25 protein-coding genes and 1 pseudogene are annotated in these 26,637 nt (G+C 74.1%); 12 read left to right on the top strand and 14 right to left on the bottom strand.

The features are described from left to right. Window positions 1–24: 24 nt before the first annotated feature. A complete protein-coding gene (locus ACFY32_RS15295; RefSeq protein WP_359202099.1) occupies window positions 25–930 on the bottom strand; it encodes a LysR family transcriptional regulator in 906 nt (301 codons plus the stop codon). On the opposite strand from ACFY32_RS15295, the gene ACFY32_RS15290 reads away from it, so the two are divergent. From ACFY32_RS15290 to ACFY32_RS15275, 4 genes are all read left to right on the top strand, one after another. After that, the gene (locus tag ACFY32_RS15290) at window positions 929–1,273 is read left to right on the top strand and encodes a hypothetical protein (RefSeq protein ID WP_390674429.1); all 345 of its coding nucleotides are present in this window, start codon (window positions 929–931) and stop codon (window positions 1,271–1,273) included. The two genes, ACFY32_RS15295 and ACFY32_RS15290, sit on opposite strands and share 2 nt — an antisense overlap. Before the next feature lie 62 nt (window positions 1,274–1,335). Then, the gene (locus ACFY32_RS15285; protein ID WP_390674428.1) at window positions 1,336–2,520 is read left to right on the top strand and encodes a CaiB/BaiF CoA transferase family protein; all 1,185 of its coding nucleotides are present in this window, start codon (window positions 1,336–1,338) and stop codon (window positions 2,518–2,520) included. Window positions 2,521–2,932: 412 nt separating this feature from the next. After that, window positions 2,933–4,150, top strand: coding sequence for a polysaccharide pyruvyl transferase family protein (locus tag ACFY32_RS15280; protein WP_359202093.1), 1,218 nt, complete (start codon window positions 2,933–2,935; stop codon window positions 4,148–4,150). After that, the gene (locus tag ACFY32_RS15275) at window positions 4,147–4,281 is read left to right on the top strand and encodes a hypothetical protein (RefSeq protein WP_390674427.1); all 135 of its coding nucleotides are present in this window, start codon (window positions 4,147–4,149) and stop codon (window positions 4,279–4,281) included. The genes ACFY32_RS15280 and ACFY32_RS15275 overlap by 4 nt, the downstream gene beginning before the upstream one ends. Before the next feature lie 19 nt (window positions 4,282–4,300). Here the strand turns inward: ACFY32_RS15275 and ACFY32_RS15270 are convergent, their stop codons facing one another. The 3 genes and pseudogenes from ACFY32_RS15270 to ACFY32_RS15260 form a co-directional block, all read right to left on the bottom strand. Beyond that, window positions 4,301–4,726, bottom strand: coding sequence for a PPOX class F420-dependent oxidoreductase (locus tag ACFY32_RS15270; protein ID WP_359202091.1), 426 nt, complete (start codon window positions 4,724–4,726; stop codon window positions 4,301–4,303). A 31-nt stretch (window positions 4,727–4,757) separates the two neighbouring features. Further along, window positions 4,758–5,642, bottom strand: a complete 885-nt coding sequence (locus ACFY32_RS15265) for an NAD(P)-dependent oxidoreductase (protein WP_390674426.1) — start codon at window positions 5,640–5,642, stop codon at window positions 4,758–4,760. A 46-nt stretch (window positions 5,643–5,688) separates the two neighbouring features. Then, a pseudogene (locus ACFY32_RS15260) lies at window positions 5,689–5,874 on the bottom strand (TIGR02452 family protein); the annotation flags it as partial. Between the two features lie 286 nt (window positions 5,875–6,160). Here ACFY32_RS15260 and egtA point away from each other — a divergent pair. Genes egtA through egtD form a run of 4 tightly spaced genes read left to right on the top strand, consistent with a single transcriptional unit; the run spans window position 6,161 to window position 10,531 of the window. Next, window positions 6,161–7,465 (top strand): ergothioneine biosynthesis glutamate--cysteine ligase EgtA, encoded by a 1,305-nt coding sequence (egtA, locus tag ACFY32_RS15255; RefSeq protein WP_359202089.1) that lies wholly within the window; start codon window positions 6,161–6,163, stop codon window positions 7,463–7,465. Further along, window positions 7,462–8,781 (top strand): ergothioneine biosynthesis protein EgtB, encoded by a 1,320-nt coding sequence (gene egtB / locus ACFY32_RS15250; protein WP_359202087.1) that lies wholly within the window; start codon window positions 7,462–7,464, stop codon window positions 8,779–8,781. Before egtA ends, egtB begins: the two co-directional genes overlap by 4 nt. Then, a complete protein-coding gene (egtC, locus tag ACFY32_RS15245; protein ID WP_359202085.1) occupies window positions 8,781–9,572 on the top strand; it encodes an ergothioneine biosynthesis protein EgtC in 792 nt (263 codons plus the stop codon). The genes egtB and egtC overlap by 1 nt, the downstream gene beginning before the upstream one ends. Further along, window positions 9,569–10,531, top strand: a complete 963-nt coding sequence (egtD, locus tag ACFY32_RS15240) for an L-histidine N(alpha)-methyltransferase (RefSeq protein WP_390674425.1) — start codon at window positions 9,569–9,571, stop codon at window positions 10,529–10,531. Before egtC ends, egtD begins: the two co-directional genes overlap by 4 nt. Window positions 10,532–10,551: 20 nt before the next feature. On the opposite strand, the gene ACFY32_RS15235 is transcribed toward egtD, so the two are convergent. Then, window positions 10,552–11,784: an extracellular solute-binding protein gene (locus ACFY32_RS15235; RefSeq protein WP_359202131.1), complete on the bottom strand. Its 1,233-nt coding sequence runs from the start codon at window positions 11,782–11,784 to the stop codon at window positions 10,552–10,554. Between the two features lie 234 nt (window positions 11,785–12,018). Here ACFY32_RS15235 and ACFY32_RS15230 point away from each other — a divergent pair, with 234 nt between their 5' ends. Further along, window positions 12,019–12,240, top strand: coding sequence for a dodecin (locus tag ACFY32_RS15230; RefSeq protein WP_359202081.1), 222 nt, complete (start codon window positions 12,019–12,021; stop codon window positions 12,238–12,240). A gap of 12 nt (window positions 12,241–12,252) precedes the next feature. Here the strand turns inward: ACFY32_RS15230 and ACFY32_RS15225 are convergent, their stop codons facing one another. Next, window positions 12,253–12,744 carry a hypothetical protein gene (locus ACFY32_RS15225; RefSeq protein ID WP_359202079.1) on the bottom strand — a complete coding sequence of 164 codons (492 nt, stop codon included), beginning with the start codon at window positions 12,742–12,744 and terminating at the stop codon, window positions 12,253–12,255. Window positions 12,745–12,876: 132 nt separating this feature from the next. On the opposite strand from ACFY32_RS15225, the gene ACFY32_RS15220 reads away from it, so the two are divergent. Then, on the top strand, window positions 12,877–13,884 hold the full coding sequence (locus ACFY32_RS15220) for an LLM class flavin-dependent oxidoreductase (RefSeq protein ID WP_359202129.1): 1,008 nt from the start codon (window positions 12,877–12,879) through the stop codon (window positions 13,882–13,884). 50 nt (window positions 13,885–13,934) lie between these two features. Then, window positions 13,935–16,283 carry an ATP-binding cassette domain-containing protein gene (locus tag ACFY32_RS15215; protein ID WP_390674424.1) on the top strand — a complete coding sequence of 783 codons (2,349 nt, stop codon included), beginning with the start codon at window positions 13,935–13,937 and terminating at the stop codon, window positions 16,281–16,283. A 27-nt stretch (window positions 16,284–16,310) separates the two neighbouring features. On the opposite strand, the gene ACFY32_RS15210 is transcribed toward ACFY32_RS15215, so the two are convergent. The 6 genes from ACFY32_RS15210 to ACFY32_RS15185 all read right to left on the bottom strand — a co-directional run bounded on the left by ACFY32_RS15210 (window position 16,311) and on the right by ACFY32_RS15185 (window position 22,508). Next, window positions 16,311–17,210 (bottom strand): PRC and DUF2382 domain-containing protein, encoded by a 900-nt coding sequence (locus ACFY32_RS15210; protein ID WP_359202076.1) that lies wholly within the window; start codon window positions 17,208–17,210, stop codon window positions 16,311–16,313. A 72-nt stretch (window positions 17,211–17,282) separates the two neighbouring features. Continuing rightward, entirely contained in the window at window positions 17,283–18,110 is an 828-nt protein-coding gene (locus tag ACFY32_RS15205; protein WP_390674423.1) for a lysophospholipid acyltransferase family protein, read from the bottom strand. Beyond that, window positions 18,107–18,949: a GNAT family N-acetyltransferase gene (locus ACFY32_RS15200; protein ID WP_390674422.1), complete on the bottom strand. Its 843-nt coding sequence runs from the start codon at window positions 18,947–18,949 to the stop codon at window positions 18,107–18,109. The genes ACFY32_RS15205 and ACFY32_RS15200 overlap by 4 nt, the downstream gene beginning before the upstream one ends. A gap of 189 nt (window positions 18,950–19,138) precedes the next feature. Beyond that, window positions 19,139–19,888 carry a succinate dehydrogenase/fumarate reductase iron-sulfur subunit gene (locus ACFY32_RS15195; protein ID WP_359202070.1) on the bottom strand — a complete coding sequence of 250 codons (750 nt, stop codon included), beginning with the start codon at window positions 19,886–19,888 and terminating at the stop codon, window positions 19,139–19,141. Further along, complete coding sequence (locus ACFY32_RS15190) at window positions 19,885–21,834, bottom strand: fumarate reductase/succinate dehydrogenase flavoprotein subunit (RefSeq protein WP_390674421.1); 1,950 nt, start codon at window positions 21,832–21,834, stop codon at window positions 19,885–19,887. The genes ACFY32_RS15195 and ACFY32_RS15190 overlap by 4 nt, the downstream gene beginning before the upstream one ends. A 2-nt stretch (window positions 21,835–21,836) precedes the next feature. Then, window positions 21,837–22,508 carry a succinate dehydrogenase gene (locus ACFY32_RS15185; protein ID WP_359202066.1) on the bottom strand — a complete coding sequence of 224 codons (672 nt, stop codon included), beginning with the start codon at window positions 22,506–22,508 and terminating at the stop codon, window positions 21,837–21,839. A 120-nt stretch (window positions 22,509–22,628) separates the two neighbouring features. On the opposite strand from ACFY32_RS15185, the gene ACFY32_RS15180 reads away from it, so the two are divergent. Beyond that, window positions 22,629–23,513 (top strand): LysR substrate-binding domain-containing protein, encoded by an 885-nt coding sequence (locus ACFY32_RS15180; RefSeq protein ID WP_359202064.1) that lies wholly within the window; start codon window positions 22,629–22,631, stop codon window positions 23,511–23,513. 62 nt (window positions 23,514–23,575) lie between these two features. Here the strand turns inward: ACFY32_RS15180 and ACFY32_RS15175 are convergent, their stop codons facing one another. Beyond that, a complete protein-coding gene (locus tag ACFY32_RS15175; protein WP_359202062.1) occupies window positions 23,576–25,726 on the bottom strand; it encodes an EAL domain-containing protein in 2,151 nt (716 codons plus the stop codon). Beyond that, the gene (locus ACFY32_RS15170) at window positions 25,723–26,535 is read right to left on the bottom strand and encodes an SAM-dependent methyltransferase (RefSeq protein WP_359202060.1); all 813 of its coding nucleotides are present in this window, start codon (window positions 26,533–26,535) and stop codon (window positions 25,723–25,725) included. Before ACFY32_RS15170 ends, ACFY32_RS15175 begins: the two co-directional genes overlap by 4 nt. Between the last annotated feature and the right edge of the window lie 102 nt (window positions 26,536–26,637).

Below are 26,637 nucleotides of genomic sequence, written 5' to 3'. Positions count from 1 at the left end.
ACCGGACTCCGGCCCCGTGCCGTGTCAGGCCACCGCCGTGGCCGCCAGGGCGCGCAGTTCCGCCAGGGCCGCGGCGACCGCCGGACGCCGGTGGCCGCCCTGGCGGGTGCAGGTCAGGAACGTGCGGTGCGGGCGGCCCGCGCACCGCACCCGGACCAGGGGCAGGTGCGGGGCCAGCTCGGCCAGCCGCGGCATCAGCGCGACGCCGAGGCCGTGGGCGACGAGGTGGGCGGTCACGTTCCAGTCCAGGGCGTGGTGGACCACGTCCGGGGCGAACCCGGCCGCGCCGCACGCCGACATCACGTGCGGCCGGCACGGGCTCTCGGGCACCGGCGCGATCCACGGCTCCCGGGCCGCGTCCGCGAGGTCGATCCGGTCCCGCCCGGCCAGCGGATGGCCCTCGGGGACGACCAGGTCGAAGGGGTCGTCGAGCAGCGGCCGCTGGTCGAAGCGGGCGTCGCCCGGCGGCGGGTTGTGCGGGGTCGACTCCACCACCGCGAGATCGGTCTCGCCCTCGAAGAGCAGGTCGAACGCCTCCGGCACGGCCGCCTCCCGGATGCGGACCGCCAGCCGGGGGTGCCGCTCGCGCAACCGGGCGGTCATCGGGGCCAGCAGCACCGAGACGGCCACCGGGAACCCCGACACCCGCAGCGGCCCGGCCGGGGTGCCCTGCCCCGCCCGCAGCTCCCGCTCGGCCTCCTCCCAGCGCGCCTGGATGGCGTCGGCGTGCGCGAGCAGGCTCTCGGCGGCCGGGGTGAGCCGTACCCCCCGGCCCTGCGGTTCCAGCAGGTCGACGCCGAGGTCCCGGGCGAGCTGGCGGATCTGCTGGGAGGCGGCGGACGGCGTGAAGTGCAGGGCGCGGGCGGCGGCGGTGACCGTGCCGTAGTGGGCGACCGCCCGCAGGACGTGCAGCCGGCGCAGGTCAATCATGAAGTCCACGCTTCACGGTGAGGTCCGAAAAGTCAACCTGGACGTGTACGGACGCTGCGGCGCACTCTGGCCGGGACGCGACGATCAGCCCACCGCTTCCGTCCGAGGAGGTCACCATGACCAGCACCAGCACGACCGGACCGTCTGCCCGCACTGCGCCTGGCCGGACGGTGCCGAGCCCTACCGGGTGGTGTCGCGGCACCCCACCGCCGACGGCCGCACCACCTGGGTGCGGTGCGCCTGCGGCTCGCTCCAGGTCCGCCTCACCGACGGCCGCGGCACCCGGGTCGTCGCCCGCGGCCGCCCCGCGAACCCGCAGGTGGCGGCCGACCGGCACCGTTGACAGGCGGCCGGGCGGGCCCGTAGAACTGCGCGCACGGCACGGCGGCGGCAGGAGGGCGAGGGATGCGGCTTCCCCTGACGGGGGTCACGGTGGTCAGCCTGGAGCAGGCGGTCGCCGCCCCGTACGCCACCCGGCAGCTCGCCGATCTCGGCGCCCGGGTGATCAAGGTGGAGCGGCCCGGCGAGGGCGACTTCGCCCGGCGCTACGACACGACGGTGCACGGCCACTCCAGCTATTTCGTCTGGCTGAACCGGTCGAAGGAGTCGCTCACCCTCGATCTGAAGGACCCGCGCGGCCGGGAGGTCCTGCACGGGCTGCTGGACGGCGCCGACGTCTTCGTGGCCAACCTCGCGCCGGGCGCCGCCGAGCGCCTCGGCCTCGGCCCGGACACCGTCACCGAGCACCGGCCGCGCCTGATCACCTGCACCGTCTCCGGGTACGGCGGCACCGGCCCGTGGGCCGACCGCAAGGCGTACGACCTGCTGGTGCAGTGCCAGACCGGCCTGGTGTCGCTGACCGGGACCCCCGAGGCGACCGCCCGGACCGGGATATCCGTCGCCGACATCGCCGCCGGGATGTACGCCTACAGCGGCGTCCTCACCGCCCTCTACACCCGCGCCACCACCGGCACCGCCCACCCGGTGGAGGTCTCCCTGTTCGAGGCGCTGGCCGAGTGGATGGGCCAGCCGGCCTACTACACCCGGTACGGCGGCACCCAGCCCCCGCGTCTGGGCACCCGGCACGCCACCATCGCGCCGTACGGCGCCTACCGGGCCGCCGACGGCCAGGAGGTGCTGTTCTCGGTGCAGAACGAACGGGAGTGGGCCGCCCTGTGCGCCGAGTTCCTCGGCCGGCCGGAGCTGACCGGCGATCCGCGCTTCGCCACCGGTTCCGACCGGGTCGCCCACCGTGCGGAACTCGACGCGATCGTCGCCGCCCGGTGCGCCCGCTCCCGAGCCGGGGAGATCCTCACCGGGCTGCGGGCCATCGGCGTGGCCTGCGCCGGGGTCAACGACGTCGCCGCGTTCCTGGACCACCCGGTGCTGTCCGGCCGGGACCGCTGGCGCGAGGTGGCCGTGCCGGGCGGGGCGGTGGTCGAGGCGCTGCTGCCGCCGGCCGACCTCGGCGGGGTGCCCGCGCGGATGGACCCGGTGCCGGCGGTGGGCGAGCACACCGAGGCGATCCTCGCCGAACTGGGCCGCTCCCCCGCCGAGATCGCCGCCCTGCGCGCGGACGGCGTGATCTGAGACCGCCGGCCTCGCCGGGGCAGCGGCCCGGACCGGTCGAAGAACGTGCCGGTGGGCCCGTCCGGGCCGAGCAGCGCCGCGCGTGACCGTGCGGGGGCGTCCAGGACACCGTCACCGGCGAGCCGGGACCCATAGTGGCGAGGACCGAGAACGCCGTCACCGGCGAGCCGGGACCGGACCCCGGCGGGGGACGACCTACCGCCGGTCACCTCCCCGGGAGCGCACGGCCCGGTGTCCGTTACCCCGTCGGGCGCCGATGCGCCCGTCCGTCGCGGCGGTCGGGTGGGAGACGGGGCGGAGCGGTTTCCGGCCGGGTGGGCCGGGCAACCCGGGTCGCCCGCGCGGCCCCGGCCGCACGGGCAGCACCATGGGCCGGCGGCCCGGCCGACCCCGACGTGACGGGAGCCCCCGGATGACCCTCGCACCCTCCCATCCGCACCCCGCCCGTTCCGGCGCGCGCATCGGCGTGCTCGGCTCGTACGGCGGTTACAACACCGGCGACGAGGCGATCCTCACCTGCGTGCTGAACTGCCTGCGGACACACCGGCCGGACGCGCACCTGGTCGTCTTCAGCCGGAACTCCGAGCACACCCGCGCCCACCGGTCCGAGGCCGACGAGGTGGTCGACTGGGAGGGCGTCAGCCGGCACCGCGTCCTGGACGTGCTGGCCGGCCTGGACCTGCTCGTCCTGGGCGGCGGCGGCATCCTGTACGACGGCGAGGCCCGCCGCTATCTGCGGCTGGTGCGCGCCGCGCAGGACCGGGACGTGCCGACCTTCGCGTACGCCGTCGGCGCGGGCCCGCTCAGGGAGGCCGAGGACCGGGAGGCGGTCCGCACGGTCCTGGCCGCGATGGACGACGTGGTGGTGCGCGACGAGGAGTCCAAACTGGTGCTGGAGGAGGTCGGCCTGGAACGCGAGGTCACCGTCACCGCCGACCCGGCGCTGCTGCTGCGTCCCGAGCCGTTCACCGACGCCATGATGCGCGACGAGGGCGTGCCCGGCGGCACCCGGCTGGTGGGGATGTCGGTACGGGAACCGGGCCGCGCCGCCGAGAAGCTCGACGAGGGCGACTACCACGCCCTCCTCGCCGACGTCGCCGACTTCCTGGTGCGGCGGCTGGACGCGCACGTGGTGTTCCTGCCGATGGAGCGGCACGACGTGCGGCACGCGCACGCCGTGCTGTCCCACATGTCCGCGCCCGACAAGGGCCGCATCCTGCACGGCTCCTACAGCCCCGGGCAGGTCCTCGGCCTGATGCGGCACCTGGACCTGGCGGTCGGCATGCGGCTGCACTTCGTGATCTTCGCGGCGCTGTCCGGGGTGCCGGTGCTGCCGCTGCCGTACTCCGGGAAGGTCTTCGACTTCGCCCGCCGGCTCGGCGCGCCCGCGCTGGTCGGGGTGGCCCGCGAGCAGGCCGGGCTGCTGCTGGCGGAGGTGGACCGGCTGTGGGACGAGTATCCGCGCCACCGCGACGAGCTGCGGACCCGGATGGCCGATCTGTCGGTCGTCGCCCGGGAGACCTGTGTGCGCTGCGGCTCCCTGCTGGACCGGATCGGCGCCGCCGGCCGGGACACGGACGGCGGCGACCGGCGGCCCGGCCCGCGAGCGCCGCGTCCGCTCGGTGTGTGAGGGGGCGCCGGAGCGCAGAGACCACGCCGCACCGCCCGGTCGCCGAGGGCCAGCAGGGCCAGGGGCAGCAGGCCGTGCGCCAGGCCCCCGGCGAGGTCGCCGGGGCCCTGCGCGACCTGCTGGCCCGGTAGGCGGGGCCCGGCGGCCGGGTCAGCTCGACGACTGGTCGTTGTCCTTCAGCGCGCCCCAGCCGTGCCAGCGGTCGACCTCGATCCAGGCGCTGACCCGGGCGCGGGACCGCTGGGGGTAGGGGCCGCCGGTGTAGTGGGTGGAGAGGCGGTCGATGTCGGTGAGGTCCTCGTCGTCGCGGGTCTCGGTGACCCGGCCGATCAGGGTGACGTGGGTGTACCAGTCGTCGGCGGCGAGGACGGTGAGGGTGACCCGGGGGTCGCGGCGCAGGTGCTTGAGGCGGACGCGGCCCTCGTCGAGGTTGATCAGCACCCGGCCGTCGTCCTCCCACAGGTACCAGGTGGCCGTGGAGACGGGGGTGCCGTCGGAGCGGAGGGTCGCCATCACACAGGGGTTGGGACGGCGCAGCAGGTCGACGGCCTCGGGCGGCAGCGGCGGCTTGGACATGCGAACTCCTTGATCGATGGGTGGTCCGAGGCTACTTCGACTCGTCGAAGCTGGCGAAGTAGACGGCGGCCATGTCCTCGTCGCCGTGCCCCTGGGCGGCGGCGCGGGCGAGGCGTTCGGCGCTCGCGGCGGCCCCGTCCAGGCGGAGGCCGGCCCGCTGCCCGGCCTCGACGATCAGCCGGGCGTCCTTGGCGGCGGTGGCCACCGCGAACTGCGGCGGGGTGAGCGCGCCGTCCCGGACCAGGGCGGCCTTGGCGCGCAGATAGCCCATGTCGAGCGGGCCGCCGGCGATGGCGTCGAAGAAGCGGTCCGGGTCGACGTCCAGGGCCTCGGCGAGGGCGAGGACCTCGCCGGTGGCGTTGGTGGCGGCGATGACCCAACTGTTGGCGACGAGTTTCAGCCGGGTGGCGCTGCCGGCGGCGCCGTCCTCACCGGTCCACACCGTGCGCGAGCCGACCGCGTCGAACACGGGCGTCACCGCGGACCGGGCGTCGGCCGGACCGGCCGCGAGGACCAGCAACTGCCCGGCCTCGGCGGGCTGCCGGGTGCCGAGGACGGGCGCGTCGAAGAAGACCAGGCCGTGTTCCCGGGCGAATCCGGCCAGTTCGCCGACGGCCTCGACGCCGGCCGTGGTCGACTGCGCCCACGCGGTGCCGGGGCGCAGGCCGGGCGCGGCCTGCCGCATCACGTCCAGGGCGGCCGGGCCGTCGTACAGCATGGTCAGCACCACGTCGGCGGCGCGTACCGCGTCCGCGGGGGTGCCGGCGACGCGGACGCCGTCGGCGGCCAGCGGTTCGGCCTTGGCACGGCTGCGGTTCCAGGCGTGGACGGTGTGCCCGGCGCGGGCGAGGTTGCGGGCCATGGCGGCGCCCATGATGCCGGTGCCCAGGACGCTCACGATGAGCTGGTCGGTCATGTGGTCGGCTTTCTGTTCCGGTGTCCGTGCGGTGCGGTGACCGTGATCAGCCTGCCACTTCCGCCCCGGACCGCCATCGGTGCCCCGCGCGGACCACCGTGCCCGGGGTGCGGTCCAGGACGGCGAAGGCGGTGTGCGCGAAGGCGGTGGCGAACCGTCCGCCGGGGCCGAGCAGGGTCCGGCACGCGCCCGCGACGCGCGCCGGGTCGTTGCCGAACACCCCGCGGCCCCATCTGTTCCGTCCGCTGTGCGATGCCCGCGGGCGCGCGCTCACGGCGCCACCCCCGTGGGTGCCGTGACCGCGCCCCGCGTGGCCTCCCCCGTCGCGCTCATGAACGCATCGTGAGCGATGCTGGGCGTGCGGTGCAACGGGGTTTCCGGGGCCTGGGCGTCGCCGGAAAACACGGGTATGCACCCTTGTGCCGAGGGGAACGAGGGTCTTGGGTGGGACGAGTGCGCCGACCCGGGCGACCGGCTCGCAGGTCGGTGACATGGTGGAATCTCAGGAGGGTCCCGACATGTCAGATTCGGTAGGCGGCTGTACCGATCAGCCGCGCTCCGCCGTCACCGAGGCGGAGGTCGAGGCACTGGTGCGCGGCATCTGCTTCAAGACCGGCCCGCCCCGACGCCTCGGCGTGGAAGTGGAATGGCTCGTCCACGAGCTGCGCGACCCGCGGCTCCCCGTCCCACCCGAACGGCTCGACGCGGCCTACGCCGCACTGCGGACCGTACCCCTGAGGTCGGCGCTCACCGTGGAACCCGGCGGCCAGTTGGAACTGAGCTCGCAGCCCGCGGCCACGCTGACGGACCTCGTCGAAACCGTCTCCGCCGATCTGGCCGCCGTCCGCGCGGTCCTGCGCGAGGAGAGTCTCGTCCTCGCCGGCTTCGGCCACGATCCCTGGCGGACCCCGGGCCGTTATCTGCGCCAGCCCCGCTACGACGCCATGGAGGCGTGCCTGGACCGCACCGGTCCGGCGGGCCGCGCCATGATGTGCGCCTCGGCCTCCGTGCAGGTCTGCGTGGACGCGGGGTACGAGGAACCCGGCCCCCTGGGTCAGGTGCGGCGCTGGTGGCTGGCCCACTACCTGGGCGCGGTGCTGGTGGCCGCGTTCGCGAACTCCCCGCTGGCCGGGCGGCGGCGCACCGGCTGGCGCTCCACCCGGCAACTGCTCTGGGAGCGGATCGGCCCGGACCGGGCGGGCGGCCCCCCGCTGGACACCGACCCGCGCTCCGCCTGGGCCCGGCACGTGCTGGACGCCCCGGTGATGTGCGTACGCCGCGACAGCGGACCGTGGGAGGTGCCCGAGGGGCTGACCTTCCGGGAGTGGACCCGGTCGCGGTCGCCCAGGCCGCCCACCCGGGACGACCTCGACTATCACGTCACCACGCTGTTCCCGCCGGTCAGACCGCGCGGCCACCTGGAGCTGCGCATGATCGACGCGCAGCCCGGGGACGACGGCTGGATCGTGCCGCTGGCCGTCACGGCGGCGCTGTTCGACGACCCGGAGGGCAGCGAGACCGCCTACCGGGCCGTGAAGCCGCTGGCCGAGCGCACCGGCGGGCTGCCCGCCCCGCACAACCCGCTGTGGCGGGACGCGGCCCGGCACGGGCTGGCCGACCCCGAGCTGCGCGAGGCCGCCGACGCGTGTTTCACGGCGGCGCTCGGGGCGCTGCCCCGGCTCGGCGCGGACACCCGGGTGACGGCCGCCGTGGCGGAATACCGGGACCGCTATGTCGCCCGGGGCCGCTGCCCCGCCGACGATCTGCTGGAGGAACCGGCCGGCGCAGGCAGTCGGCCGTACGGGAAGGACATCCGCCCATGACCGAGCCCGGGTACGACGCCGAGGCCCTGCGCGAGCGGGCGCTGGCCACCCTGGTCACCGCCCGGGAGCGCACCGCGCTGCTGACCGACTGCGTGGAGGGCCCCGACCTGACCGCCCAGCACTCGCCGTTGATGTCACCGCTGGTGTGGGACCTCGCCCACATCGGCAACCAGGAGGAGCAGTGGCTGCTGCGGGCCGTCGCCGGACAGGAGGCGATACGGCCCGAGATAGACAGCCTCTACGACGCCTTCGAGCATCCCCGCGCCGAGCGCTCCGAACTGCCGCTGCTGCCGCCCGAGGAGGCCCGCCGGTACGCGGCGGACGTGCGCGGCCGGGTCCTGGACGTGCTGGAGCGCACCGCGTTCCACGGCTCGCGGCTGACCGAGGCGGGCTTCGCCTTCGGGATGGTCGCGCAGCACGAGCAGCAGCACGACGAGACCATGCTGATCACCCATCAGCTCCGCAAGGGGCCGCGGGCGCTCGTCGCCCCCGACCCGGACCCGGCGCCGCCGTTCACCGGGCCGGCCGAGGTCCTGGTGCCCGGCGGCCCGTTCACGATGGGCACCTCCACCGAGCCGTGGGCCCTGGACAACGAACGGCCCGCGCACCGCCGGGAGGTGGCGCCGTTCCGCATCGACACCACGCCGGTGACGAACGGGGCGTACCAGGCGTTCATCGACGACGGCGGCTACCGGGACCCGCGCTGGTGGGCGCCGGAGGGCTGGGCGCACATCCGGCGGAACTCGATCTCGGCCCCGCTGTTCTGGCGCCGGGACGGCGGGCAGTGGCTGCGCCGCCGGTTCGGGGTCACGGAGGCGGTGCCGCCGGACGAGCCGGTGATGCACGTGTGCTGGTACGAGGCCGACGCCTACGCCCGCTGGGCCGGGCGGCGGCTGCCCACCGAGGCCGAGTGGGAGAAGGCCGCCCGGCACGACCCGGCGACCGGCCGCTCCACCCGCTACCCGTGGGGCGACGCCGACCCGGGCCCCGAGCACGCCAACCTGGGCCAGCGGCACCTGCGCCCGGCGCCCGCCGGCAGCTTCCCGGCGGGGCGGTCCCCGCTGGGGGTGCGGCAGTTGATCGGGGACGTGTGGGAGTGGACGGCGAGCGACCTCGCGCCGTACCCGGGGTTCCGGGCGTTCCCGTACCGGGAGTACTCGGAGGTGTTCTTCGGGCCCGAGTACAAGGTGCTGCGCGGCGGTTCGTTCGCCGTGGACGCGGTGGCCTGCCGGGGCACGTTCCGCAACTGGGACTATCCGGTCCGGCGGCAGATCTTCTCCGGCTTCCGCACGGCCCGGTCCGCGGAGGACGACTGATGTGCCGTCACCTCGCGTACGTGGGACCGGTGCTGCCGCTCGGTGAGCTGCTGGTGGCGCCCGCGCACGGGCTGTACCGGCAGTCCTGGGCGCCGCGCCGGCAGCGGTACGGGACGGTCAACGCCGACGGGTTCGGCGTCGGCTGGTACGCCGAGGGCGACCCGGTGCCGGCCCGGTACCGGCGGGCCGGGCCGGTCTGGGCGGACCTGTCCTTCGCCGACCTCGCCCGGGTGGTGCGCTCCGGCGCGCTGCTCGGCGCGGTGCGGGACGCCACCCTGTCCGGGGCGGACGCCGAGGCCGCGGCGGCGCCGTTCGCCGCGGGCACCTGGCTGTTCAGCCACAACGGGGCGGTGGCCGGGTGGCCCGGGTCGCTCGCCCCGCTGGTCGCGTCCCTGCCGCCGGCCGAGGTGCTCTCGCTGGAGGCGCGCAGCGACTCGGCGTTCGTCTGGGCGCTGGTCCTGGCCCGGTTGCGGGCCGGGGACGATCCGGGCCGGGCGCTGGCCCGGACGGTCGCCCGGGTCGCCGCGGCGGCCCCCGCCTCCCGGCTGAACCTGCTGCTGACCGACGGGTCGGCGGTCACCGCCACCGCCTGGGGCGACACCCTGTGGTACCTGACCCGGCCCGGCGGCGGCACCGTCGTGGCCTCCGAACCCTACGACGACGATCCCGACTGGCAGCAGGTGCCCGACCGCACCCTGCTCACGGCCGGCCGCACCGAGGTGCTGCTGACGCCGCTGGAGGAACCGAGCGACACCCTGGCACCCGCTTCCGCTGAGGAGTCCCGCACGTGAGCCCGTTCCGCATCACCCGCATCCTGCCCGAGGACGCCACGGACGCCGCGCTGCGCGCCGATGTCCGGGCCGGCCTGACGGGCACGCCGAAGACCCTGCCGCCGAAGTGGTTCTACGACGCGCACGGCAGCGAACTCTTCGAGCGGATCACCGCACTGCCCGAGTACTACCCGACCCGCGCCGAACGCGAGATCCTGCGCGACCGCGCCGGACAGATCGCAGCCGCCACCGGCGCGGCCACCCTGGTCGAGCTGGGCTCCGGGTCGTCCGAGAAGACCCGGTACCTGCTGGACGCCCTGACCGGGCTGCGCGGCTATGTCCCGGTCGACGTCAGCGAGAGCGCTCTCACCCGGGCCGGGCGGGCGCTCGCCGCCGAGCGGCCCGGCCTCGCCGTGCACGCGCTGATCGCCGACTTCACCGCCGGGTTCACCCTGCCGGACACGCCGGGGCCCCGGCTGGTGGCGTTCCTCGGCGGCACGATCGGCAACCTGCTGCCCGCCGAGCGCGCCGCGTTCCTCACCGCCGTACGGGCCCTGCTCGCGCCCGGTGACACGCTGCTGCTCGGCACCGACCTGGTGAAGGACGAGGAGGTGCTGGTCCGGGCGTACGACGACCCGGCCGGGGTGACGGCGGCGTTCAACAAGAACGTGCTCACGGTCATCGACCGGGAGCTGGACGCCGACTTCGACCTCGCCGCCTTCGAGCACGTGGCGGTGTGGGACGCCGGGCGGGAGTGGATCGAGATGCGGCTGCGGTCCCGGACCGCGCAGACGGTGAAGGTGCGGGCGCTCGAACTGGCCGTGGAGTTCGCGGCCGGGGAGGAGATGCGCACCGAGGTGTCGGCGAAGTTCCGCGAGGAGGGCGTCCGGGCGGAGCTGGCGGCGGCGGGGCTGAAGCCGGTGCGCTGGTGGACGGACCGGGCCGGCCGGTTCGCGCTGTCGCTGAGCACGGTGGGCTGAACCGGCCTCGCCGGGCCGGGTCACTCCCCGTCGAGGTCCAGGAGGTCGGTGACGCGCTCAGAGGCCCGGCGGGCCTCGGTCGCCGCGTCGCCGCCCTTGAGCACCGCGGTCATGTACTCCTTGATCGGGTTGTCCGCCTCGACCGCGCCCCACAGGGGCGTGGTCGGGGTGGCCCGGCCGCGGGCGGCGCCGGCCGCCATCGCCGTGACGCCCTCCTCGCCGGCCACGGCCGCGGCGAGGGACTTCTTGTTGGGGACGTAGTTCATGGTGCGGGCCAGTTCGGTGTTCCACTTCTCGCCCGACAGCGCCTCCACCACGGCTACGGCCGCGTCCCGGTCGTCGGTGTTCTTGGCGACGACCAGGTCGGAGCCGCCGGTGAAGACGGCGCCGGGCGCCTCGGCGCTCTTGCCGGGCACGGGGAAGAAGCCCAGTTTCCCCTTGAGTTCCGGGTTCTTCTCGACGATGGCGCGGGCGAGGCCGGGCACGGCGACGATCTGCGCGACCTGCCCGCCGGCGAACACCCCGGCCTGCGGCGGGTGTTCCTCGTCGGCGCCGGCCGGACCGTCGCCGAGCGCCTGGAGCCGGCGGTAGTAGTCCATGCCGCGCAGGGCCGCCGCGCTGTCCAGGGTGCCCTGCCAGACGGCGCCGCGCTGCCGGGCCAGTTCGCCGCCCTCCTCCCAGATGAACCCGGAGAGCGTGTACCAGTCCTGCCCGGCCAGGTAGATGCCCTGGGTGTCGCCGGTGTCGAGGCGTTCGGTGACGTCGAGCCACTCCTGCTGGGTGCGCGGCGGGCCGGTGATCCCGGCCCGCTCGAACAGGTCCTGGCGGTAGATGACCACGCGGTTGGCGGCGTACCAGGGAACGCCGTACTGCCGGGACATCCACTGGCCGGGTTCGGCGAGGCCGGGCAGCCAGTCGCGCAGGCCCCAGTCCCGCATCGACTCCAGGGTCAGGTCGAGCAGTCCGCCGTCCTCGGCGTACTGCGGGACCTGGGTGTTGCCGACCTCGATGACGTCGGGTCCGCCGTCGCCGTCCGCCTTCAGCGCGGCCCGCACCTTCTCGCCGATGCCGGTCCACTGCTGGATGCGGATGTCCAGGTCGAGGCCGGGGTGGGCGCTCTCGAAGTCCTCGGTGAAGCGGTCCAGGAAGTCCTTCGAGGCGCTGTCCTTCATCAGCCACACCGTGACGGAGCGCCGCTCGGAGCCGCCCTCCTGCGGGACCAGGCCGCACCCGCTGAGCAGGGCGGCGGAGATACAGACGAGGGCGAGGGGGCGGCGACGTCTCACGGGGGGTCCTGTTCTCTGTGCGGGGCACGGCGACGGGGAACCCGGCGTGGGGGGAAGAGCGGAGTGCTCGTACGGGTGTCTGGATTTTGGTATGTACCAATGCGTTGGTCAAGCGATCCGGGCCCCGGGAACGCCGTCTCGCGCCCGGTCACCTCTTGAGGCACCGTGGAGGGGAGTCGCGCCACCGAGAGGAGCACCCGCATGTCGAACCACACCTACCGGGTCACGGAGATCGTCGGCACCTCGCCCGACGGCGTCGACCAGGCCGTCCGCAACGGCATCACCCGCGCCTCCGAGACCCTGCGCAACCTGGACTGGTTCGAGGTGACCCAGGTGCGCGGCGCGATCGCGGACGGGCGGATCTCCCACTGGCAGGTCGGTCTGAAGGTGGGCTTCCGCCTGGAGGGCGCGGACGAGCAGTGACGTCCCGGCCCGTCAGGTACGTCCCTCGCGTTCCTGGGCGTCCGTCAGCTCCGCCGACCGGTCCGCCCAGCGCGCCCGTACGACGGTGAAGCCGGCCCGTTCGGCGTCCGCGCAGACCAGTTCGTCGTCGTCCACCAGGACGCGGACCTCGCGGGTGCGGGCGAGCCGGCGCAGGATCTCCAGCTTGGTGTGCCGGGCGGGCCGGCGGTCCCCCTCGCGCCGCATGTGGACGGGCCCCTCGGGCAGTGCGTGCGCGGCCAGCCAGTCCAGGGTGTCGCGGCGGCAGCGCTCCGGGCGGCCGGTCAGATAGACGATCTCGCACTCCTCGGCGCTGCGGCGGGCCAGCGCCACGCCCCGGGGCAGCGGCGGGTCCGCGGGCGCGGCGGCGAAGAAGGCGTCCCAGTCGCGCGGCCGGCGCTCCAGGAAGCGCTGCCGGTGCGCGGTGTCCGCGAGGGTGTTGTCCAGGTCGAACACGGCCAGGGGACGCTCACTGCTCTCGTTCACGCCGCCCACCCTAGGCCGTCCCGGCCCACCGGGCCCGGACGGCCCGAGCGGCGGGCCGGGCGGTGGCCGGAGTGCGGGCCGGGGGCGGGCCGGGTGCGGGAATGTCCCGGCCGGTCAGGTGTTGAACCGATGGTGAGCTCGTTGATCGCACGGACCCGTTTCTCCGTCCTGGACCGTTCCCGCACCCGGGAGGGGCACCCGCCGGGGGAGGCGCTGCGGGACACCGTGGCGCTGGCCCGGGAGGCGGAGCGCCTGGGGTTCCACCGGTTCTGGGTCTCGGAGCACCACGGGGTGCCCGGGGTGGCCGGTTCGGCGCCGACCGTGCTGGCCGCCGCCGTCGCGGGCGCCACCCGGACGATCCGGGTCGGCACCGGCGGGGTGATGCTCCCCAACCACCGGCCGCTGGTGGTCGCCGAGCAGTTCGGGGTGCTGGAGTCCCTCTTCCCGGGACGGATCGACATGGGGCTGGGCCGCTCGGTGGGCTTCACCGACGGGGTGCGCAGGGCGCTGGGCCGGGACAAGGACGACGCCGACCGCTTCGGGGAACAGCTCGCCGAGCTGCTCGGCTGGTTCACCGGCGGCTCCCCCGACGGGGTCCGCGCCCGCCCCGCCGAGGGGCTGCGCGTCCCGCCGTTCGTGCTGGCCATGGGCGAGGGCGCGGCCGTCGCCGCCCGCGCCGGACTGCCGATGGTCATCGGCGACCTGCGCGACCGCGACCGGATGCGGCGCGGCGTCGACCGCTACCGCGACGGCTTCCGCCCCTCCCCCTGGGCCGCCGAGCCGTACGTCGTCGTCTCCGGCACCGTCGCCGTCGCCGGCACCCCCGAGGCGGCCCGGCGGCTGCTGGTCCCGGAAGCCTGGTCCATGGCGTACTCCCGCACCCACGGCACCTTTCCGCCGCTGCCGCCCGCCGAGCGGGTCGAGGCGCGTGCGATGACCGCGAAGGAGCGCGGCTTCTACGAGTCCGGCCTCACCGGCCACCTGGCCGGCACCGAGGAGCAGGTCGCCGCCGGACTGGAGACCCTGCTGAAGGAGACCGGCGCCCAGGAGGTGCTGGTCACCACCAGCACGTACGACCGGGAGGCGCTGGTCGACTCCTACCGGCGCCTCGCCCGGATCGCCGCGGAGGCGGGCGCGTAGAATCACGGGGTTTGTCCCACCGGCCGCAGCAGTCCCGTACGGAGCCCGCGATGCACCACTCCCATGACCCGTACGTCCGTGTCCGCGGTGCCCGCGAGCACAACCTCAAGGGCGTGGACGTCGACATCCCCCGGGATGTGATCGCCGCGTTCACCGGTGTGTCGGGCTCGGGGAAGTCCTCGCTGGCGTTCGGGACGGTGTACGCGGAGGCGCAGCGCCGGTACTTCGAGTCGGTGGCGCCGTACGCCCGCCGGCTGATCCAGCAGGTGGGGGCGCCGAAGGTCGGGGAGATCACCGGGCTGCCGCCCGCGGTCTCGCTCCAGCAGCGCCGCGCCACCCCGACCTCCCGCTCCTCGGTGGGCACGGTCACCAACCTCTCCAACTCCCTGCGGATGCTGTTCTCCCGGGCCGGCGACTACCCGCCCGGCGCCCGGCGTCTGGACTCGGACGCGTTCTCGCCCAATACGGCGGCCGGGGCGTGCCCGGAGTGCCACGGGCTGGGCCGGGTGCACCGGACGACCGAGGAACTGCTGGTCCCGGACCCGTCGCTGTCGATCCGGGAGGGCGCGATCGCCGCCTGGCCCGGCGCCTGGCAGGGCAAGAACCTGCGGGACGTACTGGACGCGCTCGGCCACGACGTGGACCGGCCCTGGCGGGAGCTGCCCGCCGAGGAGCGGGAGTGGGTCCTGTTCACCGACGAGCAGCCGGTCGTCACCGTGCACCCGGTGCGGGAGGCCGGGCGCATCCAACGGCCGTACCAGGGCACGTACATGAGCGCCCGGCGGTACGTCATGAAGACGTTCGCCGATTCCCGGAGCCCGGCGCTGCGCGCGAAGGCGGAGCGCTTCCTGACCAGCGAGCCCTGCCCGGCCTGCGGCGGCAGCAGGCTGCGGCCCCAGGCGCTGGCGGTGACGGTCGGCGGCCGGACCGTCGCCGAGCTGGCGGCGCTGCCGCTCACCGACCTCGCCGCGTGTCTGCCGACGGAAGGCGGCGGGGCGGCGCGGGTGCTCACCGAGGACCTCCTCGCCCGGATCGCGCCCGTGGTCGAGCTGGGCCTCGGCTACCTCAGCCTGGACCGGGCCACCCCCACCCTGTCGGCCGGCGAACTGCAGCGGCTGCGGCTGGCCACCCAGCTCCGCTCGGGCCTGTTCGGTGTCGTGTACGTCCTGGACGAGCCGTCCGCGGGGCTGCACCCGGCGGACACCGAGGCGCTGCTGACGGTGCTCGGGCGGCTGAAGGAGGCCGGCAACTCGGTGTTCGTGGTGGAGCACCACCTCGGCGTGGTGCGCGCCGCCGACTGGGTCGTGGACGTCGGCCCGAGGGCGGGCGAGCACGGCGGGCGGGTGCTGCACAGCGGGCCCCCGGCGGAACTGGCCGGAGTGGCCGGGTCCGCCACGGCCCGGTATCTGTCCGGCCGGTCCGCCGCACCGGCCAGGGCGGTGCGGCGGCCGCGCGGCACGCTGACGGTGGGCCCGGTCACCCGGCACAACCTGCGCGGGGTGAGCGCCGGGTTCCCGCTCGGCGTGCTCACCGCGGTGACCGGGGTCTCCGGTTCCGGGAAGTCCACGCTGGTCGGCGAGATCACCGAGGACCTGCCGGGCGTGGGCAAGCTGGTCTCCGTCGACCAGCGGCCGATCGGCCGCACCCCGCGCTCCAACCTGGCCACCTACACCGGTCTGTTCGACGTGGTGCGCAAGGTCTTCGCGGCCACCGACGGGGCGCGACGGCGCGGGTACGGGGCGGGCCGGTTCTCGTTCAACGTGGCCGGGGGGCGCTGCGAGACCTGCCAGGGCGAGGGGTTCGTCAGCGTGGAGCTGCTGTTCCTGCCCAGCACCTACGCGCCGTGCCCGGACTGCGGCGGGGCCCGCTACAACCCCGAGACCCTCGGCGTCACCTACCGGGGGCGGAACATCGCCGAGGTGCTGGACCTGACCGTGGAAGGGGCGGCGGAGTTCTTCGCGGACGTCCCGGCGGCGGTCCGCAGCCTGCGCGCGCTGCTGGACGTCGGCCTCGGGTATCTGCGGCTCGGGCAGCCCGCGACCGAGCTGTCCGGCGGGGAGGCCCAGCGCATCAAGCTGGCGAGCGAGCTGCAGCGGGGCCGCCGGGGCCACACGCTGTACCTCCTGGACGAGCCGACGACCGGGCTGCACCCGGCCGACGTGGACGTCCTGACCCGGCAGTTGCACGGGCTGGTCGACGCCGGGCACACGGTCGTCGTGGTCGAGCACGACATGTCGGTGGCGGCGGGCGCGGACTGGGTGATCGACCTGGGTCCGGGCGGGGGTGACGCGGGCGGCCGGATCGTGGCCGCGGGCCCGCCCGACCAGGTGGCGCGGGCGGCGGACAGCGCCACCGCCCCGTATCTCGCCGCGGCCCTCGGGCCGGCGCCGCGCCGCTGAACCGCGGCGCGGCGTCCTCGCCCGCGGTCAGGTGCGGGGCGGGCGGCCGGTGTCGTCCTCGACTCCCTCGGTCTCGATGCGTTCCTTGCGGACCTGACCGCGCACGGTCTCGTTCTCGACGTGTTCCTCGGTGCTGAGGCGCACGCGTTCCACCGGGACCGTCTCGGTCTCCACCACGGCGCGCTCCTCGTGCAGGGTGACCTCGTGCTCGGCCTCGCTGATCTCCGGTCCGGACAGCGCGTCGCCGCGGTTGGTCTCGGTGATCGGCTCGCGCTCGATGCGCACCTCCTCGTGCCGCACCGGGACGGTCTGCTCCACCTCCTCGGTGACGACGTACTTGCGCAGCCGGGCCCGTCCGGTCTCGTGGCGCTCGACGCCGACGCGCATCCGTTCCTCGGAGCGGGTCATGGCGTCGTCGTCGTCGCGTATCCCCTTACGGCCCGTGCCCCGCTCGCCGGCGGCGCCCATGCCGGCCATGCCGGCCTTCCGGCCGCTGCCGGGAGCCCCGGGCATGCCCGCGGTGCCCGCCGTGCCCGCCGCCGCGGCCGTGCCGGTGCCCGTGACCGTGGACCGGTCGCCCGGCGTCTCGGCATCGGACAGGACGTTGTCCCAGTTGATGCCGTAGTAGTCGTAGAGGCGGTGTTCCTCGGTCGCCGACAGGTGCCCGCCCGCGTCGATGTCGACGTTGGGCGCGCCCTTGACCTGGTCCTTGCGGTAAGGAACCTCAAGGTGGTCCTCGACGAGGGAGGCGTCGCGGATCGGCACGAAGGACTCGTTGGAGCCGAACATGCCGGTCTTGACGCTGACCCACTCGGGGCGCCCGGTCACGTCGTCGAAGAAGACATGACTGGCCTCACCGATCTTGTTGCCGTCGCCGTCGTAGACGGGATGGTCCAGGAGGTTCCTGATCTGTTCACGGGTGATCATCTGGCCTCACCCTCCTTCCGGAGTGACACTCCTCCGGTTTTCCGCATCAAAACGGAGAAAACGGCACTTACGTCATAAAGAGCACATACTTTTTGAATGCGCTGTCCGCCGGTCACCGCCCGGCGGCTTCACGTCCACCGCTTCGGCGGCCAGGGCGAGCGCCCGCCGGTCGGCGTGACCGCCCGGCGCCAGCACCGGCCGCACCTGCGCCTCGGCCACCAGACCGCGCGTCGAGGCCACCCGCCACACCGAGGCCAGCAGCGTGTCCTCGCCGACGAACGCGGGCGCCGTGCTCATCGTCCGCCCGCCCGCCAGGTAGCGGATGCGCACCGGCTGGACCGGCACCCCCGCGTCCAGCGCGGCCTGGAACACCGCCCGCCGGAACGGGCCCCGGGCGCGCCCGCACCAGGTGCTGCCCTCGGGGAAGACGGCGACCGCGGCGCCCTCGCGCAGTGCTCCCGCGATCCGGGCGACGGCGCCGGGCAGGGCGCGCAGCCGGTCCCGTTCGAGGAACAGCACTCCCGCGCGCTCGGCGACCGCGCCCGCGACCGGCCAGCGGCGGATCTCGGACTTGGCGACCATCCGGGCCGGGCGGACGGCGGCCAGCAGCGGCACGTCCAGCCAGGAGACGTGGTTGGCGACGAGCAGCAGCCCGCCGGCGGGCGCGGCCCCGCCGGTGACCCGGACCCGGACCCCGGCGGCCCTCACGATCCACCGGCACCAGGCGCGCACCAGCGGCGCGGGGACCCGGTGGCCGACCGGCACCAGCGCGATCCCGGCCAGCAGCAGAAGGGCGACGGCCGCGACACGCAGCACGGCACGCGGGACGGCCGCCCGGGTCCGCGCGGGCTCCACGCACGCCCGGGGAGTGCAGGGCGCGGTGGGCAGCCAGGCGCTCACCGGGCGGCGGGAGCGAGGGAGAGGAAGTGCCGCAGGTAGCGGGGGTGGACCCGGCTCATCGGCAGCAGCACGTACAGGTCGGCGACACCGAAGCCGGGGTCGTGCGCGGGCTCCCCGCAGACCCAGGCGCCGAGCCGGAGGTAGCCGCGCAGCAGGGCGGGCAGATCGGTGCGGGCGGCGGGCACGGCGGGTGTGGTGGGCACGGCGGGCACGGCGGGTGTGGTGGGCACGGCGGGCACGGCTGACGCGGCGGGCACGGCGGGGCGCGACGTCCAGGGCAGCAGCGGCCGTACCCGGTACTCGGCCGGGGCCAGGTGCCGCTCGCGGACCCGGTCCCAGGTGGCGGCGGCGAGGGTCCCGCCGTCGGTGAGCGGGATCGAGCAGCAGCCCGCCAGCCAGGCGTAGCCCCGGTCGGTCATATAGCGGGCGATGCCGGCCCAGATCAGGCCGATGACGGCGCCGTCGCGGTGGCCGGGGTGCACACAGGACCGGCCGACCTCGACCAGTTCCGGCCGGAGGGGGTCCAGCGCGCCCAGGTCGAACTCGCCCTCCGAGTACAGGCGCCCGGCGACCGCGGCCCGCTCCGGCGGCAGCAGCCGGTAGGTGCCGACCACCTGCCCGGTGGTCTCCTCACGGACGAGGAGGTGGTCGCAGTACGCGTCGAAGGCGTCGCTGTCCAGCCCCGGCCGCGGTCCGCTCAGCAGGGCGCCCAGTTCCCCGGCGAAGACGTCGTGCCGCAGTCGCTGCGCGGCGCGGACCTCGTCCTCGTCGCGGGCGAGGGAGACGGTGTAACGGGTCGCGGGCTGCGGGGGACGGTCGACGGTCAGTACACCGCTCATGACTGCTCTCCTGGTCGGTAGCCGGGTCCGCCCCAGTTCTCCCGACCCAGCCTGTCCTGCACATGACCGCCGCCGGGAGAACGGATGTGCGTCCGCTGAATCCCCGGGTCACGACATGCGAGACGGGGCCGGAAGGAGCACCGCTCCCGGCCCCGCCCGTCCGCACCTTTTCGGCGAACGTTCAGACGGCTACCGCTTCCCGGCCTTCCGGGTCGCCCGCAGCCACTCCTTGTTCATACTGGTGATCGACATCAGCGGAATCCCCTTGGGGCAGGCGGTCGCGCACTCGCCGGCCAGCGTGCACCCGCCGAACCCCTCCGCGTCCATCTGCGCCACCATGTCCAGCACCCGCGTCTCCCGCTCGGGCGCCCCCTGCGGCAGCACGTTGAGGTGGTTGACCTTCGCGGAGGTGAACAGCATCGCCGCCCCGTTGGGACACGCGGCGACGCACGCCCCGCACCCGATGCACTCCGCGTGCTCGAACGCGAAGTCCGCGTCCGGCTTGGGCACCGGCGTCGCGTGGGCCTCCGGCGCCGCGCCGGTGGGCGCGGTGATGTACCCGCCGGCCTGGATGATCCGGTCGAACGCGGACCGGTCGACGACCAGGTCCTTCACAACCGGGAAGGCCGCCGCGCGCCACGGCTCGATGTCGATGGTGTCGCCGTCCGCGAAGGACCGCATGTGCAACTGGCAGCTCGTGGTCCGCTCGGGCCCGTGCGCGTCACCGTTGATGACGAGCGAGCACGCGCCGCAGATGCCCTCGCGGCAGTCGTGGTCGAAGGCGACCGGGTCCTCGCCCTTGAGGATCAGCTCCTCGTTGAGGGTGTCGAGCATCTCCAGGAACGACATGTCCGGTGAGATCCCGTCCACCTCGTACGTGGACATGGCGCCGTCGGCGCCGGCGTTCTTCTGGCGCCAGACGCGCAGGGTGAGCTTCATGCGTAGCTCCGCTGAGTGGGGTGGACGTACTCGAAGACCAGGTCTTCCTTGTGCAGCACGGGGGCGGCGCCCGTACCGGTGAACTCCCAGGCGGCGGCGTAGGAGAACGTGTCGTCCTTGCGGGCGGCCTCGCCGTCGGGGGTCTGGGACTCCTCGCGGAAGTGACCGCCGCAGGACTCGGAGCGGTGCAGCGCGTCGAGGCACATCAGCTCCGCCAGCTCCAGGTAGTCGACGACGCGGTTGGCCTTCTCCAGCGACTGGTTGAACTCCTCGCCGGTGCCCGGCACCTTGATCCGGCGCCAGAACTCCTCGCGGATCTGCGGGACCCGCTCCAGCGCCTTGCGCAGTCCGGTCTCGGTACGGGCCATGCCGCAGAACTCCCACATCAGCTCGCCCAGTTCGCGGTGGAAGGAGTCCGGGGTGCGGTCGCCGTCGACGGAGAGCAGCAGGTTGAGCCGGTCCTCCGTCTCGGCGAGCACCTCCTGCACCACCGGATGAGCGGCGTCGACGGTGTTCTCGCGGGGGTGGCGGGCGAGGTAGTCGTTGATGGTGGCCGGCAGCACGAAGTACCCGTCGGCCAGGCCCTGCATCAGCGCGGAGGCGCCGAGCCGGTTGGCGCCGTGGTCGGAGAAGTTGGCCTCGCCGATCGCGAACAGGCCGGGGACGGTGGTCTGGAGGTCGTAGTCGACCCACAGCCCGCCCATCGTGTAGTGCACGGCCGGGTAGATCCGCATCGGCACCTCGTACGGGTCCTCGTCGGTGATCCGCTGGTACATGTCGAAGAGGTTTCCGTACTTCGCCTCGACGGCCTTGCGGCCCATCCGCGCGATGGCGTCCGCGAAGTCCAGGTACACGCCCTGGCCGCCGGGGCCCACTCCCCTGCCCTCGTCGCAGACGTTCTTCGCGGCGCGGGAGGCGATGTCACGGGGGACGAGGTTGCCGAAGGACGGGTAGACGCGCTCCAGGTAGTAGTCGCGCTCGTCCTCGGGGATCTGGTTCGGCGGCCGGGTGTCGCCCTTGGCCCTGGGCACCCAGATCCGGCCGTCGTTGCGCAGCGACTCGCTCATCAGCGTCAGCTTGGACTGGTGGTCGCCGGTGCGCGGGATGCAGGTGGGGTGGATCTGCGTGAAGCAGGGGTTGGCGAAGTACGCGCCGCGCCGGTGCGCCCGCCACACGGCGGTCGCGTTGGAGTTCATGGCGTTGGTCGACAGGTAGAAGACGTTGCCGTAGCCGCCGCTGGCCAGGACCACGGCGTCCGCGAAGTAGGTGTCGATCTTCCCGGTGATCAGGTCCCGGGCGACGATGCCCCGGGCCCGCCCGCCGACGACGATCAGGTCCAGCATCTCGGTACGGGCGTGCAGCTCGATGTTCCCGGCCGCGATCTGCCGGCTGAGGGCCTGGTAGGCGCCGAGCAGGAGCTGCTGGCCCGTCTGGCCCCGGGCGTAGAAGGTGCGGGAGACCTGGACGCCGCCGAAGGAGCGGGTGTCGAGCAGGCCGCCGTACTCGCGGGCGAAGGGGACGCCCTGCGCCACGCACTGGTCGATGATCTCGACGCTGATCTGCGCGAGCCGGTGGACGTTGGACTCCCGGGCGCGGAAGTCGCCGCCCTTGACGGTGTCGTAGAACAGGCGGTGGACGGAGTCGCCGTCGTTGCGGTAGTTCTTCGCCGCGTTGATACCGCCCTGCGCGGCGATGGAGTGGGCGCGGCGCGGGGAGTCCTGGTAGCAGAACTGGATGACGCGGTAGCCCTGCTCGGCGAGGGTCGCGCCGGCCGAGCCGCCGGCGAGGCCGGTGCCCACCACGATCACGGTGTGCTTGCGCCGGTTGGCGGGGTTGACCAGCTTGGCCTCGAAACGGCGCTTGTCCCAGCGCTCGTGGACGGGCCCCGCGGGGGCCTTGGTGTCGGCGACCGGCTCGCCGGTCGTGTAGTCGGCGTAGGAAGTCATGTTCAGCTCACCACTCCGGTCATGACGCCCACGGGTACGGCGATGAAACCGGCCGTGAGCAGCAGCGCGAGGACGTTCGCGACGGTCTTCAGGGCGCGGTCGCGGCTCCGGCTGCCGGCGCCCAGGGTCTGGGCGGCGCTCCAGAAGCCGTGCTGGATGTGCAGGCCGAGGGCGAGCATCGCGACGATGTAGACGACGTTGCCGTACCAGGTGGAGAAGGTGTCCACGACGTTCTGGTAGGGCTTGCCCGACTCGAAGCCGCCGGAGTGCACGGTGCCGGTGGTCAGGTCCAGGATGTGCCAGACGATGAACAGGCCGAGGATGATCCCGCCCCAGCGCATGGTGCGCGTCGCGTAGCCCGCCCGCGGCTTCTTGTGCACGTACTTGCTGGGCCGGGCCCTGATGTCGCGGCGGCTGAGCTGGTAGGCGGAGGTGGCGTGCGCGACGACGGCGACGACGAGCACGACGCGGATCAGCCACAGCGTCCACTCGTAGTGCATGAACGGCTCACCGACCGTGCGCAGCCAGTGGGCGTAGTGGTTGAACTCCGCCGTGCCGAAGAAGATCTTCAGGTTCCCGATCATGTGGGCGACCAGGTACAGCAGCATCACGAGTCCGCTGACCGCCATCACGGTCTTCTTGCCGACGGTCGAGTCCCACACGGTGCGTGCCATGGACGGCCGTCGGTCCGTCCGCGTTGCCAGAGCCATGGCACAGGACGTTAGGGCCCGCGGGTCCCATCGGTCCAAGACATGGTACGGCTCGTTTCGATAGGCGATGCCTATGATGGGCGGATGCAGTTCCAGCAGCTCCAGTACTTCGTCGCCGTCGCCGAGACCCGGCACTTCACCCGGGCCGCCGACCTGGTGCATGTCGCCCAGCCCTCGCTGTCCCAGCAGATCAAGGCGCTGGAGCGGGAGCTGGGCGCGGACCTGTTCCAGCGCGCCCGCGGCAACATCACGCTGACGGACGCCGGGGAGGCGCTGCTGCCGCTGGCCCGGCGCATCCTCGCCGACGCGGACACCGCCCGGCACGAGGTGCAGGAACTGGTCCAGTTGCGCAGCGGCCGGGTGCGCCTCGGCGCCACGCCGAGCCTGTGCACCGGCCTGCTGCCGGACGTGCTGCGCGCCTTCCACGACCGGTACCCGGCGATCCGGCTGCTGATCGAGGAGGGCGGCAGCCACGACCTGGTACGGGAGCTGGCGCGGGGCGCGCTCGACCTGGCGCTGGTGGTGCTGCCGCTGCCGACGCCGTCGCCGGCCCTGACCACGGTGGAGCTGCTGCGGGAGGACCTGGTGGTGGTGTCCTCACCGGAGGAGCCGCGGCCGGGCGGGGGGCGGCGGACGGTCCGGATCGCCGACCTGGAGGGTGAGCGGCTGGTGATGTTCCGGCACGGGTACGACCTGCGGGAGCTGACCGTGGCCGCGTGCCGCGCGGAGGGGTTCGAGCCGGACTTCGCGGTGGAGGGGGGCGAGATGGACGCGGTCCTCGGGTTCGTCCGGGCCGGGCTGGGACTCGCCGTGGTCCCGCGCATGGTCGCCGCCCGGTCGGGCCGGGGGCTGCGGGTCACGCCCCTCACCCGTCCCGGCCTGCACCGCACCATCGCCCTGGCCCACCGCAGCGATGTGGCTCCGCCTCGGGCGGCACGGGAGCTACATCGGATGCTGCTGGAGCGGTGACCGTTCCGTGCCGGGTGCGGGGAACGCCCCAGGGGCTTTCCCCGCGCCCCTTGGGGCGCCGGTCACCCCGTCGCGTCCGCCAGGGCCAGGTCGTGGAGGTGTTCCGGAGGACCTGGGCGGGCGTAGTACCAGCCCTGGGCCGTGTCGCAGCCCAGGACGCGGAGCTGGTCGGCCTGGGCGCCGGTCTCCACGCCCTCGACGGTGACCGTGAGGTCGAGGCTGTGGGCGAGGGAGACGATCCCCTCGACGATCTTGAGGTCGACGGGGTCGGCGGGGAACGTCTGCATGCTCTGGGTGAAGGAGCGGTCCAGCTTGAGGACGCTCACCGGCAGCCGGCGCAGGTTGGCCAGGTTGGAGTAGCCGGTGCCGAAGTCGTCCAGGGCGATGTCGACGCCCATCTCGGCCAGTTGCCGCAGCGGCTTGAGCAGGTCGTCGTCCGCGCCGATCAGCGCCGACTCCGTCACCTCCAGGCAGAGCGCGTCGGGCGCGACGCCCGTCCGCTCCAGGATGTCGACGGTGTCCTGGACCAGGCCGGGGTGGGTGAGCTGGCACGGCGAGAGGTTGACGTTGATGCGCAGCGGGTCCGCGGCGCCGCCGTCGCCGTCGCCGTACAGCTCGCGCCAGGTGCGGGCCTGGCGTACCGACTGCTCCAGCACCCAGCGGCCCAGCGGCACGATCAGGCCGGTGTGCTCGGCGAGCGGGATGAACCGGTCCGGGCCGAGGACGCCGTGCTGCGGGTGCAGCCAGCGCACCAGCGCCTCGGCGCCGCGCACCCCGCCGTCGCCGAGGTGGACCAGCGGCTGGTACTCGATGAAGAACTCGCCGCGCTCCAGCGCCGCCGGCAGCGCCGTGGTCAGGCCGTGCCGGGTGATGACCCGGGCGTCGGCCTCCGGGTCGGCCAGTTCGTAGCGGTTGCCGCCCGCCGACTTCGCCCGGTACATGGTGATGTCGGCGCTGCGCAGCACCTCCGCCGCGCTGCGCTCCCCCGCCGGTCCCTCGACGACGCCGATGCTGCCGCGCACGGTCAGCTCCCGGCCGTCGATGCTGATCGGGGCGTGCAGGGCGCTCATGATGCGGCCGACCAGCTCGTCCACCTCGTGCCCGGTGTCCGGGCCGGTGGTCAGCGCCACGAACTCGTCGCCGCCGAGCCGGGCGACCATCTCGCCGGGCGCGGTGGCGCAGGACTGGAGCCGGTCGGCGACCTCGACGAGCAGCCGGTCGCCGGCCGCGTGTCCGAGGCTGTCGTTGACGGTCTTGAAGCCGTCGAGGTCGAGGTAGCACAGGCCGAAGCGGCGGCCCTCGCCGGCGTTGAGGGCCTTCTCCAGGCGTTCGAAGAAGAAGCTCCGGTTGGGCAGCCCGGTGAGCGCGTCGTGGGTGGCCTCGTAGCGCAGCCGCAGGTTGAGCAGCCGCCGCTCGGTGGTGTCCTCCATCAGGGCGAGCTGGTACTGCGGGCCGCCGTCGGCGTCCCGCAGCAGGGAGACCGTGAGGTTGGTCCACAGCACGGTGCCGTCGGGCCGGTAGAACGCCTTCTCCAGGTGGTAGTGCTCGCGCTCGCCGCGGACGAGTTCCTCGTAGAGCCGCCGGGTCTGCGGCGCGTCGTCGGGGTGGGTCCACTCCCTGACGTTGCGGCCGCGCAGCGCCTGGTCGGTGAGGCCGAACATGCGGCTCAGCGCCTCGTTGACCTGGAGGACGGTGCCGTCGAGGCCGGCGATGCCGATGCCTATGGCGGCGCCCTCGAAGACGGCGCGGAAGCGGGCCTCGGAGGCGTGCAGCGCCGCGGCGACCACGCCCTGCGCCTTGAGGGCGGCCTGCGCTATGGCCTCCTGTTCGGCGAGGGTCCGGGCCCGCAGCGCCGCGGCGAACCCGGCGGCCATGGCGTGCTGCATCCGGGCCGAGCGGGCCCGCAAGTGCTCCTGGTCGCCGTCCTGCCCGCAGTAGAGGACCAGGTAGGCGTCGACGCAGTCCAGGGTGCGGCTGAGCGCCTCGGGGTCGGTGCAGTGCGCGTCGACGAGGGCGGCGCCCAGCGCCTTGGCCTCCTCGGCGTCGAAGGCGCGGGCCCGCAGCACCTCGCTCAGTCGCCGGGCCAGCGGCAGCAGTTCCGCCTCGAACTCGGGCCTGGTCGCCGCGGTCGTGGTGACCGGGAACACCGCCCGGCTCCAGATCGTCGCGAACCGGCGGAGTCTGTCCTCCGGTCCGTCCGGTGTCGCCGTCACGCCGTACGCCCCACGCCCGCGAAACCCGAGAACGCGTACGGGTCCTCGTCCTCCGGCGCCGCCTCGGGCCGCCAGCGCGGCATCGGCACCAGCCCGGGTTCCACCATGTCGTACCCCTCGAAGAACCGCGCGATCTCCTCGCGCGAGCGCATGATCAGCGGATTGCGGATGTCCTGGTACACGTCGACCGCGCGCCCGGTCCGCTCGGGCGGCAGCGGCATTCCCTCGTACGAGGCATGGGTGAGGACGAGGAGGCTGCCGGGCGCGAGCGCGTCGCTCAGCTCGGCCACCGCCCCGTACGGGTCGTCCGCGTCGTCCACGAAGTGCAGTATGGCAACGAGGAGCAGGGCCACCGGACGATTCAGGTCGATCAGCCGCTCCACCTGGGGGCTGTCGAGGATGTCGCGGGGCTTGAGCAGGTCGGCGGCCACCACGCCCGCGTGGTCGTCGCCGGCCAGGACCGCCTCGCTGTGCGCGACGGCGACCGGGTCGTGGTCGACGTACACCACCCGGGCCCCGGGCCGGGCGGCCCGCGCGACCTGGTGGACGTTGCCGGAGGCGGGGATGCCGGAGCCGATGTCCAGGAACTGGTCGACGCCCTCGGCGGCGGCGAAGCGCACCGCGCGGTGCAGGAACGCCCGGTTCGCCCGCGCGATCCTGGGCAGCCCCGGTACGAACTCCATGACCCTGCGGGCGGCCTGCCGGTCGACCTCGAAGTTGTGCGAACCGCCCAGGTAGAAGTCGTAGATCCGGGACACGCTGGGCACCGTGATGTCGATGTTCCGCGGGGCCCAGGCGGGGCGCTCCATCTGGCTCTCCAAGGCTGAAGACGATCCGGTGTTCGAGCAGAGGCTACTGATCGTCCGCCAACAGGGCGAGCCGAACCGGAAATTGACCATCCGTTCCCGGTC

Source organism: Streptomyces sp. NPDC000134 (genome assembly GCF_042899225.1).
Classification (GTDB): Bacteria; Actinomycetota; Actinomycetes; order Streptomycetales; family Streptomycetaceae; genus Streptomyces.
The sequence above is the reverse complement of the archived record's forward strand: the minus strand, read 5'-3'. Positions and strand labels throughout refer to the sequence as shown.

Excerpts from the sequence above, each read along its gene's own strand:
- ACFY32_RS15290 (WP_390674429.1), top strand. The coding sequence starts at position 929 with ATGAAGTCCACGCTTCACGGTGAGGTCCGAAAAGTCAACCTGGACGTG.
- ACFY32_RS15295 (WP_359202099.1), bottom strand. The coding sequence starts at position 930 with ATGATTGACCTGCGCCGGCTGCACGTCCTGCGGGCGGTCGCCCACTAC.
- ACFY32_RS15285 (WP_390674428.1), top strand. The coding sequence starts at position 1,336 with ATGCGGCTTCCCCTGACGGGGGTCACGGTGGTCAGCCTGGAGCAGGCG.
- ACFY32_RS15280 (WP_359202093.1), top strand. The coding sequence starts at position 2,933 with ATGACCCTCGCACCCTCCCATCCGCACCCCGCCCGTTCCGGCGCGCGC.
- ACFY32_RS15270 (WP_359202091.1), bottom strand. The coding sequence starts at position 4,726 with ATGTCCAAGCCGCCGCTGCCGCCCGAGGCCGTCGACCTGCTGCGCCGT.
- ACFY32_RS15265 (WP_390674426.1), bottom strand. The coding sequence starts at position 5,642 with ATGACCGACCAGCTCATCGTGAGCGTCCTGGGCACCGGCATCATGGGC.
- egtA (WP_359202089.1), top strand. The coding sequence starts at position 6,161 with ATGTCAGATTCGGTAGGCGGCTGTACCGATCAGCCGCGCTCCGCCGTC.
- egtB (WP_359202087.1), top strand. The coding sequence starts at position 7,462 with ATGACCGAGCCCGGGTACGACGCCGAGGCCCTGCGCGAGCGGGCGCTG.
- egtC (WP_359202085.1), top strand. The coding sequence starts at position 8,781 with ATGTGCCGTCACCTCGCGTACGTGGGACCGGTGCTGCCGCTCGGTGAG.
- ACFY32_RS15230 (WP_359202081.1), top strand. The coding sequence starts at position 12,019 with ATGTCGAACCACACCTACCGGGTCACGGAGATCGTCGGCACCTCGCCC.
- ACFY32_RS15215 (WP_390674424.1), top strand. The coding sequence starts at position 13,935 with ATGCACCACTCCCATGACCCGTACGTCCGTGTCCGCGGTGCCCGCGAG.
- ACFY32_RS15210 (WP_359202076.1), bottom strand. The coding sequence starts at position 17,210 with ATGATCACCCGTGAACAGATCAGGAACCTCCTGGACCATCCCGTCTAC.
- ACFY32_RS15200 (WP_390674422.1), bottom strand. The coding sequence starts at position 18,949 with ATGAGCGGTGTACTGACCGTCGACCGTCCCCCGCAGCCCGCGACCCGT.
- ACFY32_RS15195 (WP_359202070.1), bottom strand. The coding sequence starts at position 19,888 with ATGAAGCTCACCCTGCGCGTCTGGCGCCAGAAGAACGCCGGCGCCGAC.
- ACFY32_RS15190 (WP_390674421.1), bottom strand. The coding sequence starts at position 21,834 with ATGACTTCCTACGCCGACTACACGACCGGCGAGCCGGTCGCCGACACC.
- ACFY32_RS15185 (WP_359202066.1), bottom strand. The coding sequence starts at position 22,508 with ATGGCACGCACCGTGTGGGACTCGACCGTCGGCAAGAAGACCGTGATG.
- ACFY32_RS15180 (WP_359202064.1), top strand. The coding sequence starts at position 22,629 with ATGCAGTTCCAGCAGCTCCAGTACTTCGTCGCCGTCGCCGAGACCCGG.
- ACFY32_RS15170 (WP_359202060.1), bottom strand. The coding sequence starts at position 26,535 with ATGGAGCGCCCCGCCTGGGCCCCGCGGAACATCGACATCACGGTGCCC.